8 protein-coding genes and 1 pseudogene are annotated in these 18,183 nt (G+C 57.0%); 2 read left to right on the top strand and 7 right to left on the bottom strand.

The window, feature by feature from the left end:
- Positions 1 to 84: 84 nt before the first annotated feature.
- Positions 85 to 807, top strand: a pseudogene (locus ABH944_RS41275) (Tn3 family transposase); the annotation flags it as partial.
- Positions 808 to 879: 72 nt separating this feature from the next.
- Here ABH944_RS41275 and ABH944_RS41270 read toward each other — a convergent pair.
- The 7 genes from ABH944_RS41270 to ABH944_RS41240 form a co-directional block, all read right to left on the bottom strand.
- Positions 880 to 2,118, bottom strand: coding sequence for a glycosyltransferase (locus tag ABH944_RS41270; protein WP_404614631.1), 1,239 nt, complete (start codon positions 2,116 to 2,118; stop codon positions 880 to 882).
- Positions 2,119 to 2,332: 214 nt separating this feature from the next.
- Positions 2,333 to 3,145, bottom strand: a complete 813-nt coding sequence (locus tag ABH944_RS41265; RefSeq protein WP_404614629.1) for a hypothetical protein — start codon at positions 3,143 to 3,145, stop codon at positions 2,333 to 2,335.
- Positions 3,146 to 3,510: 365 nt separating this feature from the next.
- Positions 3,511 to 5,016 (bottom strand): TolC family protein, encoded by a 1,506-nt coding sequence (locus tag ABH944_RS41260; RefSeq protein WP_404614627.1) that lies wholly within the window; start codon positions 5,014 to 5,016, stop codon positions 3,511 to 3,513.
- A 16-nt stretch (positions 5,017 to 5,032) separates the two neighbouring features.
- Positions 5,033 to 6,454: an HlyD family type I secretion periplasmic adaptor subunit gene (locus tag ABH944_RS41255; protein WP_404614625.1), complete on the bottom strand. Its 1,422-nt coding sequence runs from the start codon at positions 6,452 to 6,454 to the stop codon at positions 5,033 to 5,035.
- Between the two features lie 12 nt (positions 6,455 to 6,466).
- A complete protein-coding gene (locus ABH944_RS41250; protein ID WP_404614623.1) occupies positions 6,467 to 8,602 on the bottom strand; it encodes a type I secretion system permease/ATPase in 2,136 nt (711 codons plus the stop codon).
- 470 nt (positions 8,603 to 9,072) lie between these two features.
- Positions 9,073 to 14,961: a beta strand repeat-containing protein gene (locus ABH944_RS41245; RefSeq protein ID WP_404614621.1), complete on the bottom strand. Its 5,889-nt coding sequence runs from the start codon at positions 14,959 to 14,961 to the stop codon at positions 9,073 to 9,075.
- A gap of 9 nt (positions 14,962 to 14,970) precedes the next feature.
- Positions 14,971 to 15,351, bottom strand: a complete 381-nt coding sequence (locus ABH944_RS41240) for a hypothetical protein (protein ID WP_404614619.1) — start codon at positions 15,349 to 15,351, stop codon at positions 14,971 to 14,973.
- 1,054 nt (positions 15,352 to 16,405) lie between these two features.
- Between ABH944_RS41240 and ABH944_RS41235 the strand changes: the two genes are divergently transcribed.
- Entirely contained in the window at positions 16,406 to 18,106 is a 1,701-nt protein-coding gene (locus ABH944_RS41235; protein WP_404614617.1) for a phage integrase family protein, read from the top strand.
- The last annotated feature ends 77 nt before the right edge of the window (positions 18,107 to 18,183 follow it).

Raw genomic sequence — 18,183 nt, 5'->3', positions numbered from 1 at the left:
GGGAGAGCCGAATGAACACGACCCAGAACAACGCCGGCCTGACGGAGCGGAACGTTGATTGATTGACAAAAAATCCCACTTGTCCATATAAACACCGATTTCGCAATGGGGCTTGCCCGGGCGCTGGGCTTCGACCTGTGTCCGCGACTCGCTCATCTGCGCGACCGCCGTTTGCATGTGCCACGGCACCACGCCGTGCCGGCGGAGCTCGTGGCCGTGACCGACTGTGACGTGCGCCTGGACCTCATCGAAAGTATCTGGGACGAGTTCGTTCGGGTGGCAGCGTCGGTTCAAAGCGGTCGCTGCACGGCGGTCGAGGCGTTGACCCGGTTCGGCGCAGCGGCGCGTGGACAGTCCGTGTACGACGGTGGCGTTCATATAGGAAGGTTGTTCCGTACGGTTTTCCTCATCGACTATTTCACCAATCCGGTATTCCGAAGCGAGCTTCAGCATGTCCTCAATCGTGGTGAAGCCGTACACACCGTGCAGCGGGCGATACACATCGGCAAGATTCCGTCGGAACTAACGAAGTATCACGAATCACTCGCGGCCGTGTCGTCATCGCTGGCGTTGCTCACCAACGCCGTAATGGCTTGGAACACGATGCATATGCAACGTGCCGTTGGTCAGATCGAGGCGATGAGTGGGGACGTCCTTAGAGCTGTGGACCTGCGGCGAATCGCACCCACGTATCTGGAAGGCATTAACTTGCGTGGCACGTTCGATTTTCCGATCGCCCGCTATGCGGACCGTGTCCTGCCCAGCCTGGTGAATGGCCTGAGTGTAAATGAGCTTCGCTCTGCGTGACGCTGACCGTAGTCCGAATTAAAACTGTCACCGTTGCAAAAATAAAACCGTCAATCCGATGACTGACTGCGTCTAACCGGCGATGCGTGACAGCAGCAATTGCTTTAACTGTGGAAGACACACATTGTGCAACTCGTAGTCGTCAACGATACGCCGGCGAGCGCGATCCCTGATCGCTCTGAAACTCGAAGGGCTCTTGCATGCGGCGTCGATTTGATGCGCTAGATGTGCATGGTCGAAAAAGTCGACGAGCAAGCCGTTGTAGCCGTCTTCGATCACTTCCTCGATCGCTGGGGTTCTTGACGCGATGACCAAACAAGACGCCGCCAACGCTTCCATCAACGACCACGAAAGCACAAACGGGTAGGACAGATATACATGTACGGTCGATATCTGCAGGAGACTCAGGTAGCGCGCATACGGGATACGTCCGACAAAGTGGATGCGATCCCAATTCACGCGGCCATCGATCTCCTTGGAATAGTGTTGCCGGTAGGTGCCCTTCGATGAGGGTCGACTGTAGGAAGCGCCGTCGCCACCGACAATTACCACGTGAGCGTTCGGACGCAGGCGCTGTATCTCAGGAAGCGCTCGCATGAAGACGTGGAATCCGCGGTGGGGTTCCAGATTCCGATTGACGAATGTGATCACCTCGTCTTTTGCGTAGAGACTCGCACCCTCCGTCCCGAGGTCGAATGTTGCCCCTGGATTTGGTTTGACAATATCGCAATCGATCCCGTCAAACACGACCTCAATCTGACCACCTAGCGCGTTGGGATAGCGACTCTTCTGCCAATGCGTGGGACTTATCCCGACGTCACCGGCTAATAGACTCTGACTTTGCGTCATATTCTGCGCGCGGACGTCGTATCGGAGTGTTGCCTTTTCGGGAAACTCGGGATCGAAGCCCAGATCCTGCCCCTCCGTATTGAAGTAGAACTCGCAGTAGTTGACGATTCGGGCACGCGGAAACACATCCCTGACAAACAACATTTCGCCCCAACCCGGATGACCGAACACGACGTCGGGGTTCAGCCCTTTGGTTTTGAGAGTCTCAAGACTCGTCGCGACGGCCAATCCTCGCCGCAAATTGACGTCCGTCGTACGCAGATAGGCGTTAAGCGGCGTGACGGCCTTTTCTTGAAATACGTATCCGTAGAGGTTAAGGCCCGGTACCGCGCTGTTCCAGTTTGCCTTGACGCGGCTCGCCTCACCGAGCGCCCAAACCTGCGTGTCGCGCTGTGCAATTAGGTCCGCAATGAGATGCCGAAATTGACCCGGAATGTTTTGATGGATGAACAGTATCTGCATTGCGAATCAATTTTCCTTGCGGCATCTTCCGCATTTTTGTCAACGACAGGACGCTTCAGGAACACAGTGAAAATGTCGGTCTTGTATGCGCCACGCAACTGAACGGCCAATTGCACAGCTGTCTTTTCAGTCGGCCAACGACCCGAACTGTCGGCCGTGTGCATGCAATCTCACCGCATGCACATTCCGGCTTATATTCCGAGCCGCCCTCGCGTCACATCGCTTCGAGAATCGATGCAGAGTAGCGGCGATACAGCCACGCAGAACATGCCGCCGCCAACGAGAGCGCGAAGATCATCCACAGTGCCCAGCCAACCGACGACCAGTAAGCGAACCCATCCGTCGTCAAGTTTCCCATAACTGTCCGTTTGATCGCGACGAACACAATCACGATACCTATCAGCGGTAGTGAAGTCACAATATGAATCATCGTGATCGACCAGAAATGCCCTCGCGTATCGCGCCATGCGGCGCCCCACGAGGCCTGCGCTCCGATTGCCGCATGACAGAACAAAAGGCTCAGCCTTATGAAAATGAACACCGCCAAACCGACCGTGACCAGCGCGATCAGCAACGGCATGAGAAAAGCCGAACGACTGTGATGACCATGACCCAGCAACGTGAAAACGAAGACGACGGTACAGACCACTGCAAACACCGTGGCCAGTAGACCAAGCAGCACGCACAGGCCAAGGTATCGCCAGTACCCTTTGTCGAAAAAATCGAGCGAGCGAGCCTCCTCGGCGCCGAGAAGGGAATACCGCATGACCTGCACTGGTAAACCTGCGATCGCAAACATCTGCACGATTGAACAAATCGTTAAACCAAGCGAAACTCCCGCATGCCCAAAGCGCGGTCCACCTGCTGCCGCAGCCGCTGCGATCGCCAGTCGCAGCTCGATCTGCGCGTAGCTTGTGAGCAGCAGGAAAGCGAATATGATCAAAGCCATCAAAGGCCGGTTGAGAATGGCTAATCCCGCGTCTTTCCAAGCGCCCCTGAAGCATTGCCCCACAGTAACGGATTGCATATTGCCTCTGTTTTAGTTATGAAATTTTTTCCGGCCGCGTCAGTTACCGCCGCTGAAGCAGAGAAGCCGCGGTTCAGAACGCCCGACGCAGGTTCAATGCTCTCTAGGTAGCCGCACCCCATACCAAACCTTTGGTCACTACGTTGCTCGTCTTTATCCGATTCTTGCATTCGTCGAAATGCGTCGTACGTTCCGCCCACAGCAGGCACGCTGCTACGCTACTTGTACCCGTTGGCCGAAGCGCGAGTCCAACGACTCTGCCTCCGGCTCAAGCACTCTCGAAAGCAAGTACGTTCTTGCAAATACGACGTGCGATCAGGCTGTGCAATCTGTTGGTCCACTTCGGTTCCGGACCCATCGCGAGCTTATTCGCCGGTGATCCGGTCCATCCCCAATTTCCCCAACTTCCCGGCGAGTTGTAACCGCGCTGTCCGCCAATCGGTCAACGACTGGATACGCTGCTTCTTCGCCGTCGCCAGTGCGGACTGCGCGTTCAGGAGTTCAAGGATATTGCCGACCCCGACTACGTACCGGTGCTGCGCGGCATCTTCGGAGCGCTGAGCGATTTCGAGCAGGGTCATGCTGTTTCGGACATTTTCTGTCGCTGTCTTCAAAGCCTGATACGTCGTCCAAACATCCAGTCCCACCTGATTTCTCGTCTCGTCGAGGGTGTAGCGCTGTACTTCTGTTTGCGCCGCAGCCTGGCGGACTTGATAGTTGCGCACAAAACCTTCAAAAATCGGGATAGTCACCTGCACGCCAACATACCAATCCCGTCCCGTTGCCGGAAAGGTCGGTACGCCCAGCCCCAACGACGCAGGCTGGTTGTTAGTGCTGTATTTGCTGACAAGCGATATGCTCGGCAGACCTTGAGCCCGAACCTGTCGCGTTTTGGCCGCGGCCGCGTCAAGTTGCGCTTCAGCCGACACGACGCTCGGATGGGTGCGTTTGGCTTCGTCCATCAGATCGGCGATCGAGCGACCGAATTCCGCATCCGGGGTAACGCCGCCGGCAACCGGTGGAAGTGCAATCAATGTGTCCGGGCTCATTGCCATGTCGGCTGCAAGCGTGCCAAGCGCCGTTTGCAGATCCCCTTCAGCCTTCGCACGGCTGAATACTGCCTGGGCATAGGCGGTCTGCGCTTGCAATGCATCGGTGATGGGTGCGACACCATGGTTGACGCGCTCGGTTGCGGCCTTGAAGCTGTCGTTGGCATCGCTTTCTACTTCTTCGGCTGTTACTAGGGCGCCTTGCGCTGCTTCCGCCGCGTAATAGTCCTTGGCGGCCTGGGCAAATGCGGTTTGCAAGACCGCATCTTGATTCGCCCGCGCGGCGGCAAACAACTCCTTCGCGTTATCGAGTGCAGCACCGCGCGCCCCAAAGTCGTAGAGGACCCAATTCAGCGATGCGCTGTCACTGCGCACGAAGGCGCGACTGGCAGAACTGAGCTGCGGTTTGCCGGTGACATCGGTCGTCGAATCGTCTTTCACACCCTGCCAGGTGCCGGAAATCGTGGGTAAATAAGCCCCCTTGGTCACGCCGACGTTGGCGGCCTGCACCTTGACATTCGCCCACGCCTCGCGCGTTTTAGGGTTGTTACACAGCGTCCGCTCGATCGTCTCGCGCAAACTCAAGGGTTGTTCAATCGCGCCGAACTCGCAAACGCCGTTTTGCCCCAGCAAAGCGCCTGCGGCGACTGGCGCCACCGTGCGCTCGGTCCGGAACACGTCGAACTCAGTGGTGACGGCACTGACACTGCCGCTTAGCACGCTCAGGACCAGAATTGCGCCGATTCGAGCCCAGCCATCGCATCGACGGTAGCTGCCCACGACCGGTGCTATTGGCGGCGTCTTAGCGACCTGCGCGGCCAAAGCTTGGACGCGAATATCAACGCTCACGCATACTCTCTTGCGCGGTTTGCACGAGCGGATCGAGAAAGTAATGCGCGACGCTTTGCGTTCCCGTCTTGACCTCTGCGGTGACCTCCATGCCAGGCGTCAAGTCAACGAGCTTGTCGTTCACACGAAACTGGTTCGTCGGCAGTTTGACGTGGGCGATAAACGTCAGTCCCAGCTTCTTATCCTGAGTTGCGTCATTGGACACCGACGTCACTTTCCCTTTCAGGAAGCCGTAGCGGGTATAGGGAAACGCTTCTATTTTGACAATCGCATCCTGCCCCACCTTCACAAATCCAATATCCTTGTTTTCGATATTCGCTTCGACCTCGACCGAGTCGTCCGGGACGATTTCCATGACCGCTTGCGCCGTCGTCACCACCCCACCGAGCGTGTGGGCAGCGAGTTGCTGAACCGTGCCGGCGACGGGCGCCGAGAGCGTGAGCAGACCTTGACGGGTCTGCGCCTTGGTTTCGTCGTTTGTGCTCTGTGTCAGTTGCTGGCTCGCTTTGTCTAGCTCATCGAGCTGCGCGCGCCGGAACTGCGAGGTCGTCGAGGCGATTTCAGCATGTTGTTGAACGACAGCCGCAGCCAATTGCTGGCGGTGGCTGCGTTGGGCCTCCAGTTCGTGTTCTTGTTCGAGCGCCGTCTGCTCTTTCTGGAGATAGTCCGTATTGGCGACATATTTCCCTGCGGCGAGCCCTTTGTAGTCGTTCGCGGCCTGGCGCGTGAGTGGCGCCGTCGCCTCAAGTTTTTCGATTTCGTGAACAGTGCTGTCAAGCTCCCCCGTTCGCTTTCCGAGTTCAGCTTCGGCGCTGGCCAGCTTGTCTTGATACTCGCGGTACAGGCCATCGGCATAATGCTGTGCCTGCTGGTGGTCGTCGGCCGACGCCCCGTGGACCGCAGCCACGATCGGGGAATGCCCACGTTGCTGTGCACCCAGCAACGCCTGTGAACGCGCGATGGCCAAGGCGGCGTCGATCTTGGAGGCGCGGGCCTTGTCCGAATCGGCTGCGGCCTGCGTGGTGTCGAGCGTGAGTAGGGGATCGCCTTCCTTGACCCGTTGCCCGTCACGGACACTGATCTGCCGTACAACTCCCGTTATCGCCGGCTGAATAATTTTTACCCGTGCATTGGGGATCAATTTGCCTTTTGCCGTCGCAACGATATCGAGTTTTCCGAGCAGGCTAATCAACACAATGATCAGTGCCAGCGCGACGATGATGCGCATCGTCCAACGGGGCGCGGGATGAACCGGTGTATCGACGAGTTCAAGGTTCGCCGGCATAAACGCCAGTTCATGGCCCAGTCGCTGCGGCGCATCGAGCTGGTGGCGAATCTCGTAGGCCGCGCGAAAAATTGAACTGTAACGACGCCACAGATCAGCGATCGCCTGTAATCTGATCGAATTCATGGAAGTCCAGGTTCAGGTGTTTTGCAGTGAAATCAGGTGTGCGTAGTAGCCACCTTGTTCCATCAGATGATCGTGACCACCACGCTCGACGATTTGCCCCTTGTCCATCGCAAAGATGTGGTTGGCGTGTCGAACGGCGCTCAAGCGATGGGCGATGATGATCACCGTGCGTCCCTGGCACATGGAGCGCATATTGTTTTGAATGACCCGCTCGGTCTCAAAATCCAGGGCGCTGGTCGCTTCATCGAAAATCAGGATCCGAGGATTGGTGACCAAGGCCCGTGCGATCGCGAGACGTTGGCGTTGACCACCGGACAAGTTGGAACCATGCTCGCCGACGATGCTGTCGTACCCCTCCTGCATTTCCGAGATGAACTCGTGTGCGCCCGCGAGTTTTGCCGCGTGGATCACCGCTTCCAACGGTATGCCAGGATCGGTGACGGCGATGTTTTGTCGAATCGAACGGTTGAACAGCAAGTTCTCTTGCAGCACGACACCTATCTGACGACGCAGCCAGGCCGGATCTGCCAGTGCCAGGTCCATGCCATCGATACGCACCCGACCACCCTCGGGGACGTAAAGCCGCTGAAGCAGCTTGGTCAAGGTACTTTTGCCCGAGCCGGACCGACCGACAATGCCGATGACGTCACCCGCCTTGATGTCGAGTGAAACGTCGTTCAGGATCAACGGTCCGTCCACCCGATAGCGAAATTTCACGTTCTCGAAGCTGATATCGCCCCTCAAAGGCGGCATTGCTTGGCGACTCGGCGGCAGTTCGGTGCGCGAATTAAGAATGTCGCCCAGTCGGCTCATCGAAATGCCGATCTGCTGGAAGTCCTGCCACAACTGCGCGAGCCGCAACACCGGAGCCGCGACGCGTTGGGACATCATGTTGAAGGCAATCAACTGTCCGACTGAAAGCTTGCCGTCGATAACAAGCTTGGCGCCAAAGAACAGGCTTGTTAGCGTCACTAGCTTGCCGACGAGCTGAATGAGTTGCTGCCCGATATTGCCGATGTTACTCACGCGAAATCCCGCGAGCACGTACGCCGCCAATTGGTTGTCCCAGCGGCGCGTGAACTGTGGCTCGACCGCCATCGACTTCACTGTCTCAGCGCCGGATATGGTCTCGACAAGAAAAGACTGGTTGTCTGCACCGCGCGCGAATTTTTCGTTGAGCCGACTACGTAGCGCGGGGTTCAACGCTGCTGATATCCCTGCATAAACCGGCAACGAAATGACAACGATCATCGTCAGCCATACGCTGTAAATGCACATGACCCCAATGAAAATGAACGAGAAAAATAAGTCGATGACCGCGGTCAATGCCTGGCCCGTCAGGAAACTCCGGATGTTTTCAAGTTCTCGAACCCGGGCCACCGTGTCGCCGACCCGGCGAGCGCCAAAATAGGCCATCGGAAGCGTCAGCAAGTGCCGGAACAGCCTCGCACCAAGTTCGACGTCGATTCGATTGGTCGTGTGCGAGAACACGTAGTTGCGCAAGCCCGTGAGCAGCACCTCGAACACGGAACTCACTAGCAACGCGATGCAGACAACATTGAGGGTGTTGTACGCTCGGTTGACGAGGACCTTATCCATCACCACCTGGAACATCAGCGGCGAGATAAGTCCGAAGAGTTGCAACACGGCCGAGACCAGCAACACTTCGAGCAACAAGCGACGGTACTTGACCACTGCTGGAATGAACCACGAGAAGTCGAAGCGAGCGAGATCGCCCGCAAGCGACGCACGGGACGCAAACAACAGCATCCGCCCACCCGAGCGCTGAATCACATCATCGATTGTGCGCGTCACCGGAGCACTGGCTCCGAGTTCGAGCGTCAGCGCTTTCTGGCCATCACAATTGGCCAGAATAAAATGTTGTCCGTTATTTTCGAGAACGAGTGCAGGGCAAGGCGTTTTTGATAGTCGCTCGGACGTGGTCCGAACCTCACGTGCCTTGAGTCCGATAGAGCGGGCGGCCAGAACCAGGTCTTGCGTGCCAAATAAAGCGGATTTGATTGCTGCCGCGTGCCTAAGCTGTTCAACGTCGGCGGCAATCCCGTGAAAACGTGCGATCAAGACGAGCGCCATCAAACCGGGGTCTTGGATACTCCCTGACGCCGGCTCCTGCATTTGATCGGTCATCCTGAGTATTCGTATCGATACATTTTATGGACCTTGGTGATGCCGTTCAGTTTCAAATTCGGACGAAGGGGAATTTTCGCAATATCATTGGGGCACTATCCCGGAAACCGCACACGGCGACGTCCTGAAAATATGATCACTTGCGCAGGCGACTCTTCACTGTGAAATGCAACGCCGCCTGTTCAACTGACGCTCCTCTTGCAGGACCAACGTCGCTATTCCACCGCGACGTCGCTACTTACTGGATATCGGCAAATTTAAGCAAACGTTGAGGTTAACGGTTACCTTTGTTCGCGCTTTCAGCTGTATGCGTTCGTAAGTAGACGCGGATGTTTGGCCGTGTATCGTCATTCGGGCGAACAGCCGTACGCCGGCCCGAAGGGCTAGAGATTTTTGCGAAGGGTAGGCTCTTGCGATGAAGCCGCGTTGGCGTGAACGACTACGTCACGCCAACGCGGGGTTACCAGGACTTAATGGTGGTAGCTACTATTGGCGAGAGCCAGCAGCGTTGGGTCGGTAATGGAAGAATTGGTGGCCGAGGTTGGATCGAATCCAGGATTTTGAGCCGAATAGGTCGCCATTGCCTGGATCAGTTGACTGAGTTGCGCGTCCAGCACGGACTTCGTGCCAGACGTGTCTGTCGTGGTAATCGAATTCAACTGGCTATAGCCGTTCGAGAACCATCCCTGGATCGTTGCTTCGGTGCTGGTACCCATTACCTCCACCTGCAGGTCGTTACCAACCTGCTTGAGCCAGATGTCGTCGGGCGATTCGTTCAGAATCGACAGCGTGCCGTTCGCGACATTGCTCGACGCGACACCGTTTTCAATGGTCAAAGCACCATAGCTTGGCTGCAGCAAATACGTGTCGTTGCCACCGCCGCCGATCTCGGTGTCGGCCCCGCCTTTTCCATCAAAGACGTCTCCGAGAGCCGTGCCCGTCAGCGTGTCTGCACCTGTCGTGCCCGTTATCGGCGTTGCCATCGCCAGTAGTTGCTGTGCAGTGAGCGATGAGCCATCGACAAAGTCAACTGAGCTCACGCCCCACACAGATCCTTCGATCACATTGTCAATGGTGACCTGATCACCTGGAATTCCGTCGGTGAGCACCAGGCTATTGCCATCGGCGCTCTTTGCGACGGACAGCGACGCCGCAGTGATACCAGCACCTAGTTGTAGCACATTCGAGCTTCCCCCGAAGTCGAGTTCTTTGACGGCTAGCTGCCCGTAATCTTGGTTAAAGACGAATGTGTCGCCACCGCCATTGCCGGTCTCGACATCGTTGCCACCCTTGCCGTCGAACACGTTTGCACCAGGCGTTCCGACAAGCGCATCGTTGCCTGTCGTGCCAGTGATTTCCATCTGGATTAACTGGGCCGCCGATAAGGTCGTGCCATCGGCAAACTGCACCTGATCAACGCCGTAATAGGGGCCAGTCAACATATGGTCGACCGTGATCTGGTCACCCGACACGCCATCGGTCAACACCAGACTGCTGCCGTCCGCCGCAACCGTAACTTTCAACGTACCTGCGCTGATTCCCGCCCCCAGTTGCAACACGTTGTTGGGGCTCGCGTTGAAGTCTAGCTCGTTGATTTCCAACTGGCCGTAGCCTTGGTTGAAGATGAACGTATCGTTGCCACCGTTGCCAGTCTCAACGTCGTTGCCGCCCTTGCCGTCAAGGGTGTCCGCATTCGACGTACCTGTCAGCGTATCGTTTCCATTGGTACCCGTTATTTGATGCGCGAGAGTGACCAGTTGCTGCGCGCTCAGGGTCGTCCCGTCGGCAAATTGCACCTGCTGGATGCCTTGCGCCGAACCCGGTGCCCAGTACGGAGAACCCATGCCGTCCAACTGGACACTGTCACCAGTCACGCCGTCCGTCAGGATCAGGTTCGACCCGCTGAAGGTGACAGCAATCGCATTCAGGCTAATGCCCGCACCCAGCTTCAGTACATTGCTGTCGGAACTCACCGAGTAGTCGACCTCGTTGATTTCCAGTTGGCCGTAGCCATGATTGAAGACGAATGTGTCGTTGCCGCCGTGCCCGGTCTCGACGTCGTTGCCACCCTTGCCGTCGAACACGTTTGCACCCGGCGTTCCGACAAGCGTATCGTTGCCTGTCGTGCCAGTGATTTCCATCTGGATTAACTGGGCCGCCGATAAGGTCGTGCCATCGGCAAACTGCACCTGATCAACGCCGTAATAGGGACCAGTCAACATATGGTCGACCGTGATCTGGTCACCCGACACGCCATCGGTCAACACCAGACTGCTGCCGTCCGCCGCAACCGTAACTTTCAACGTACCTGCGCTGATTCCCGCCCCCAGTTGCAACACGTTGTTGGGGCTCGCGTTGAAGTCTAGCTCGTTGATTTCCAACTGGCCGTAGCCTTGGTTGAAGATGAACGTATCGTTGCCACCGTCGCCGATCTCCACGTCGTTGCCACCCTTGCCGTCGAAGACATCTGCACCCGATGTACCGTTGAGCGTCTCAGCGCCCGAAGTGCCGGTCAAAGTATTCGCGCCGCTCGTGCCACCGATCGTGTGTGCCATCTGCACCAGTTGATCACGCGACCACGTCGTGCCATCGGCAAACTGCACCTGTTGTACCCCGGTGTAGGATAGGGCCAACATCAGATCGAGCGTCACCTGGTCGCCCGACACACCATCCGTCAACACAATGTTATTGCCCGACGCCTTGACTGCCACCGACGCAGCGCTGATGCCAACTCCCAGTTGCAGCACGTTAGCCGGCGCGCTGCCACTATCAACCTCATTGATCTCCAGGCTGCCATAGCCCGCGTTGTAGATGAACGTGTCGTTGCCGCCGTTGCCCGTCTCGACATCAGTGCCGCCCTTGCCATCGAACAGGTCCGCGCCACTCGAGCCGTACAGCGTATCGTTTCCCGTGGTCCCGAACGTCGACATCTGGATCAGTTGCTGCCGCGACCATGTCGTGCCATCGGCAAACTGCACCTGCTGCACTCCATACATGTTGCTGCTCACCGTGCTGTCGATCGTCACCTGGTCGCCCGATATGCCGTCTGTCAATACGATACTTCCGTTTGACAGGCCCTTGACGGTCACCGATGCGGCACTGATGCCCGCTCCCAGTTGAAGCACGTTGGCCGGAGTACTTTGCCAGTCGTCTTCGTTGATCTCCAGGCTGCCGTAGCCAGCATTGAACACGAACGTATCGTTGCCGCCATCACCCGTCTCGACATCGTTGCCGCCCTTGCCATCGAAGAAGTCGGCGCCCGAGGTACCGGTCAAAGTATCGGCACCGCTCGTGCCGCTGATCGTGTGTGCCATCTGCATCAATTGCGCACGCGACCACGTCGTGCCATCGGCAAACTGCACCTGTTGTACCCCGGTGTAGGATAAGGCCAACATCAGGTCGAGCGTCACCTGGTCGCCCGACACACCATCCGTCAACACAATGTTATTGCCCGACGCCTTGACTGCCACCGACGCAGCGCTGATGCCAACTCCCAGTTGCAGCACGTTAGCCGGCGCGCTGCCACTATCAACCTCATTGATCTCCAGGCTGCCATAGCCCGCGTTGTAGATGAACGTGTCGTTGCCGCCGTTGCCCGTCTCGACATCAGTGCCGCCCTTGCCATCGAACAGGTCCGCGCCACTCGAGCCGTACAGCGTATCGTTTCCCGTAGTCCCCAACGTCGACATCTGGATCAGTTGTTGTCGCGACCATGTCGTGCCATCGGCAAATTGCACCTGCTGCACTCCATACATGTTGCTGAATACCGTACTGTCGATCGTCACCTGGTCGCCCGATATGCCGTCCGTCAATACGATATGTCCGTTCGACAGGCCCTTGACTGTGACCGATGCGGCACCGATGCCCGCTCCCAGTTGAAGCACATTGGCGGGCGCGCTGCCACTATCAACCTCGTTGATCTCCAGGCTGCCGTAGCCAGCGTTGAACACGAACGTGTCGTTGCCGCCGCGGCCGATCTCTACATCTCCGCCTCCTTTGCCGTCGTATACCTCTGCTTGAGAAGCACCGGCTAGGGTGTCTGCTCCAGTCGTTCCGCCCATTTCCATCGCTGTCAATTGTGCGGCTGTCAAAACCGAACCATCTGCGAACTCGACTTGTTGCAAACCGAACCAGCCGCCGACTAGCTCATTGTCAATCTGGACTCGATCCCCAGCAATGCCATCGGTGAGGACAAGGCCGCTACCGTTGGAACTAGCCTCAACCTTTAGGGAGGATTCACTAATCGAATAGCCCAGCAACAAAGTATCCAAAGGGGTGCCGCCCCAACGGTCAGTTTCCTCAATCTCTAGCTGCCCGTCGCCAGCTTTATAAATGAACGTGTCGCCGAATGTTCCCGGCGTTGCGAAATTCGCCCCGCCTCCGTCGCCATGCAACTCTGATATGCCCTGACCAGCGTATATTAGGTCGGACAGCGGTGTGCCCATTTCGATGAATGATCCGTTCGATCCGACGCTCACGTTCATCCCATACGCGACTGCGTTCGCGAGCGAGCCGACCTCATCCGTCGTCGCCGAAGACACAATTTCCTCATACAGAGCTTCTGATATTCCTTGGTCGAGCCTAGCGGCGTCGGCCGCACGTAGTTCAAGATCCCATTGCCCCCAATTGCCTGAATCCGGTGCGCCTAATCGCGCAAAGGCATTTGCCAACGCCACAGCAAGGGTGCCCGTGGGCGCGACAAGATCTGACGCGGCGTTATACGTGAATTCGGGTAGCACTATTTGCGCGACACTTGATTGAAGCACGAGGCGCGTCAGAGTCGCGTCGTAGATGCCAGTCCATGCCTGTGTTATGTCCGCACCCGCCTTCAGGCCCGGGTTGGAAGTGTTGTTCAACCACCCGTTATCGGCAGCAACGAATGATTGACCCAGGTACTTTTCAAGAAATTCCAGTTGTTGTGCGTTGACTTCCGGCCCGCGTGAGCCCGGATCCACGTTGGTCACGCCAGCCCACTGATACATGATCGAACGCACGGATGCCTCGATCATGCTAGCGTCGGTGCTCTGCGATGAGGCAAAACTCTGCACCAGTTGCTCAAGCGTGCTGTCGCCCATCATGCTAGAACGTAGATCATAGAGCGTCCCTGAACCTAGGACGTTCGGTAGCGCCGCCACGGTCCCAGATATCGTGACCGCAGAGTCCGGCGTCGTAACAAGATTGCTATAAGCAAGATCGACGGCGGCGATTTGATGCGTCACGCCATTCGCAAATGTAAACGAGCTTATTGCAGTGATCGTATTGCCCTGCAGCGCTTGATTTGCGACAGCGTAATCCAGATCGATCGAAATGATGCCAAGGGCAGCGAGACTAACGAGCACGCCGGTCCCCGAAGCAAGCCCTGATGTGCTGCTCCCGACCCAGACCATTAGAGTTGCGAAGGCGGGATCTGACTGGTCAATAACGCCGTCGTGATTTGCGTCCAGGCCCTCGAGTTCACTGAACGATGTGACTAACTGTCCTGCGTTTTGACCTTCCGAAAGAACTAGAAACCCTGTGCCAGCGCCTATCCACGCCGTCCGGTTTGCAAACCCGTCCCCGGCATAGTCGAAGAAAGTGGATGTAGGGGAAAGGGCTGTGAGATTGATCCCGGCGCCTGAGAGGTCTAGGACCAGCGGATCCTTTGCTCCGCCGCCGCTGTGCATGTCGCCGCTGCCTTGATTTCCGGCTCCACTTCCTCCGGCCGCGCCAGAGTCACCCGAGCCGCCCGAGCCACCCGAGCCACCCGAGCCACCCGAGCCACCCGAGCCACCGGCAGGATCAGTTGCGCCGGCCGTCTGATTATCTGGCATTGTTACTGACGGGCCGTTCCAGTCGCCAGTCGGATATCCTGTATCTACATCGTTGCTCGTTCCGTCAGAACCTGAAAAAGCATCGAGTGCCATATCCATAGTTCCTGCGTCGAGTATCGGCACAATCATATTGCCGTCCGAACTCGGATTTGTGTCGAAGGGTGATGACGGACGGTCAATACCGATTTGACTAAGAGCGTCCCACGTAAAGGTTACGCAATTATTTGTAAGTCCATTGTAGGAAGTAACGTCAAAACCGCCGGATTGGGGGTCGTCACCAAACGTCTGCAACTTGCTGTACTGCGCATCAGTAATGTCAACTTGTTTTGAGTACGAAATGCGCGAATACGTGTCGTTGTCGTTGAACGTTTCTTGGCCCTGGCCGAACGGACTTCCGGCGGCGGTGGCAGCCGGCGCGAACCCGTATTGGCTAGTGTTACCGTTGTCGTCGGTGATGGTGTACCACATGTGGCCAAGCGGCGATGGCGTCCCATTTGCATCGGTTTCAACGGTGCCCGGCGGCACGATATTTACAGTCAATTTGGGCATTTGTCGGTCTCAGTGTGCGTAGTGGGCGATTGCGAAAGCAAATTCAAAGTTTTGTAGTTCGCCAGGGATGTCTTTGACACATGCATTAACAGAAACATGTCCCGTACTTAACGGAACCCCTCCTAGAGTTAGAATCTGAAATCCATCTCCAGCTTTATGCCATACCGTGGCATCTACGCCATTAGTGACAGCGTTCGGTTCACTGCTCAGATGTATGCGATTACTCGTAACAGACCACGAGAAAGGAATACCAATGTTTCCGGGTGCTCTCCGGCCCGCGCTGCCCGGCACCCCAATTGATTTTTTAATTAATATTCGTTCAGAATTAGTTTTAAATCTGATTCGCCACTCGATTTCGTAGGTTTGAGCCTGTACGACGTTGATATGCATGGTCGCGCATCCTGTTCCGCCGTTAGCGAGAAAGTCCTGTTCGTAGGGAGGATCGGACCACGCGTCGGATGCAAAGGACCCATTCATGAACAGCACCAGCACGCACGCGCACACGCATTGCCAAGTCAGGTTAACGCGACATTTTCGACGTTTTATTTCGTCCGCCGGTAGAAAGATTGAGTGCATTTGTATTTTGTTTTTTGGCAACTCTCAGCCGTCTTGATGATCTTGCGACTCGCGAACACCGCATAGCGGTCGTGTCGATAGAACAGTAGGGCCAATTAAATTAAAAAAAGGGATTAAGCGAGGATGAGTCCCAGCTTTCCCCATAGTAACTAATATTAGTTTATAATAATTTTTATTTCGGCTTTACAACATGACGGTAGCTCGATGCACTCGGCGCTTGTTATCGCGCGTTTATCTCAACTTGAGAAACTCTACAAATGATCAGCTTTAGTCAGACTATCATTGGAACAATTTGTAACAACATTAATATGAACGAAAGGTGTTTATTTTCATTTATTGGTCCCCAATGAGATATTTTCGCGGGCTGCAGATATTTTTGAGTGTAAAGTACCTAGTATAATATTATTGTATGGTATATGTAGTATTTCAGACGTGGAATCCATTCAAACTCGTTTCGCGGGACTGCGACGCGTCTACGTGAGGCTACGCCCCTGTACGTCGTTGAACGCTAATGCGCGAGATGTCCGGAATCCAAGACCTGTAGATAGCGTCCTGGGTTTAGGGTATACGGCCAAATAAACAACGTTGGCCAAGCAAAGTACCCGCCGGCAGTTGACCAGCGAAGATGTCGTTAACATCAAGTCAAGTCTACACACGGCGTCATAGTCATCGCCGTCAGCGTGCTGTAGCCCGGCGCGGGAAGTACTGAAGATGCCCTCGTGCAACGGGCCAAGGGTCTTGCCTTTCGCCCCCTGGGCAACAAGACTTCATCTAAATCGGTGGCCGATAAGTAAATGAGCCACGCTCAGTGCCCTTAAGATAAGTTTTCTTATCTTAAGGGCCATGTTTTCTGGCTAAACTTGGCTTCATGAAAACGCGCCTCACATTCCCCTCCGATTCTGCCCCGACACCGGACGGCTTTCCCGATGCAGACTCACTGGCCGCGCTGCATGCCTGGTATGTGGGTCTGCCAGCGCGTGAAGCGATCAAGCGTTACTTGCCCGGGAGCGTGAGCGAGGGACAGTCTGCGCGTGGCATCCTGGGACGCATCCGTCGCCAACTGGTCGACGTGGCTCGCAGACTTCACCGCGAAGATCTCGCCATGCTGTTCAAGCATCCTGCAGCCGAACGTATCGAGCGGGCCAAAGCGGTGATGCGCGCGATCGGGGTGCTACGGTCGTTGCAGGCGCCGGCGCCGCAGGTCAGCGATGACATTGGCCAATGGTTCCCGGTACGGACCGTGAACGCACTGCGTGCACACGGTATCGATACCCTGGCCGATCTGACCGTGCGGATTCCCCGCCGGCGCCAGTGGTGGAAAACCGTGCCCGGGCTTGGCCCAGCTGCCGCGCGGCGGATTGAGGCGTTTTTCGCCGCGTATCCCGCGCTGACGGAGCGGGCGCGCGCCCTGATCGCAGCCTCCGGTCCTGGCGCAATCGTCCCGTGGGAGGCGCTCCGACTGCCGCACGAGGTCAATGGCTCGTCGGGCACCTTTCGCGCGCCGCGGCACACCTGCACGCTCGACGCCAACAACGATTACACAGCCGTGCAGGCATGGCTGTCGCTGCACGAATCCACCGCCACGCAGCGAGCCTACCGCAAGGAGGCCGAACGCCTGATCCTCTGGGCGATCGTCGAGCGTGACCGCGCCCTGTCGTCGCTAACGACGGAGGATGCGATCGCGTACAGAAGTTTCATGCGTCGGCCGACGCCGCGCGAGCGCTGGGTGGGTCCCGTGCGAGCCCGCAGCTCGCCAGAGTGGCGACCATTCTCCGGTGGGCTGTCGGCCCGCTCAACCTCCTATGCGCTGTCGGTGCTCGGCGCGATGTTCCGCTGGCTGATCGAGCAGCGCTATCTCCTGGCCAACCCGTTCGCTGGTGTCAAGGTGCGCGGCTCCAGTCGCTCAACCGTGCTCGACACCTCCCACGCCTTTACCGAGGGCGAGTGGATGCTCGTGCGTGCCATTGCCGACGGACTGGAGTGGTCGTATGGCTGGGAATCGCCAGCGGCGCAACGCCTGCGCTTCGTGCTGGACTTCGCGTATGCGACCGGCCTGCGTGCGAGTGAACTGGTCGGTGCCTGTCTCAGCAACATCGAAACCGACGCCCGCGGCGATCATTGGGTGAGCCTTATCGGGAAAGGCCGCAAGGCGGGTAAGGTTGCGCTGCCTCCACTGGCCCGTACTGCGCTGGACCGCTATCTGGTGGAGCGAAGGCTACCGGTCACGCCAACCCGCTGGCATCCCGACACCCCGCTCATCGGCAGCCTTGAGCAGGACAGTGCGGCAGGCATCAGCGGTGTACGGCTATGGGAGATCACACGGCGGTTTTTTTCGAAAGCGGCCGAGGTCATCGAAGCGGACAACCCGGTACTCGCGGAAAAGCTGCGTCGCGCGAGCCCGCACTGGACTCGACATACGCACGCGACTCACGCGCTCGCGCGCGGTGCCGATCTGACAACGGTACGCGACAATCTTCGTCACGCTTCGATCTCGACGACGTCGATCTACTTGCATAGCGACGAAGTGAAACGTGCCAAACAGATCCGCGAAGCGTTCGCTGCCAGGTGAGCTTTCCAGCAATTGAACTGCGCTGAAATGCTTAAACAGGTCTTGTGTTGCGTTACTCGCCATACCCCTAGCTTTTA

This window comes from Caballeronia udeis (genome assembly GCF_044909315.1).
Classification (GTDB): domain Bacteria; phylum Pseudomonadota; class Gammaproteobacteria; order Burkholderiales; family Burkholderiaceae; genus Caballeronia; species Caballeronia udeis_A.
The sequence above is the reverse complement of the archived record's forward strand: the minus strand, read 5'-3'. Positions and strand labels throughout refer to the sequence as shown.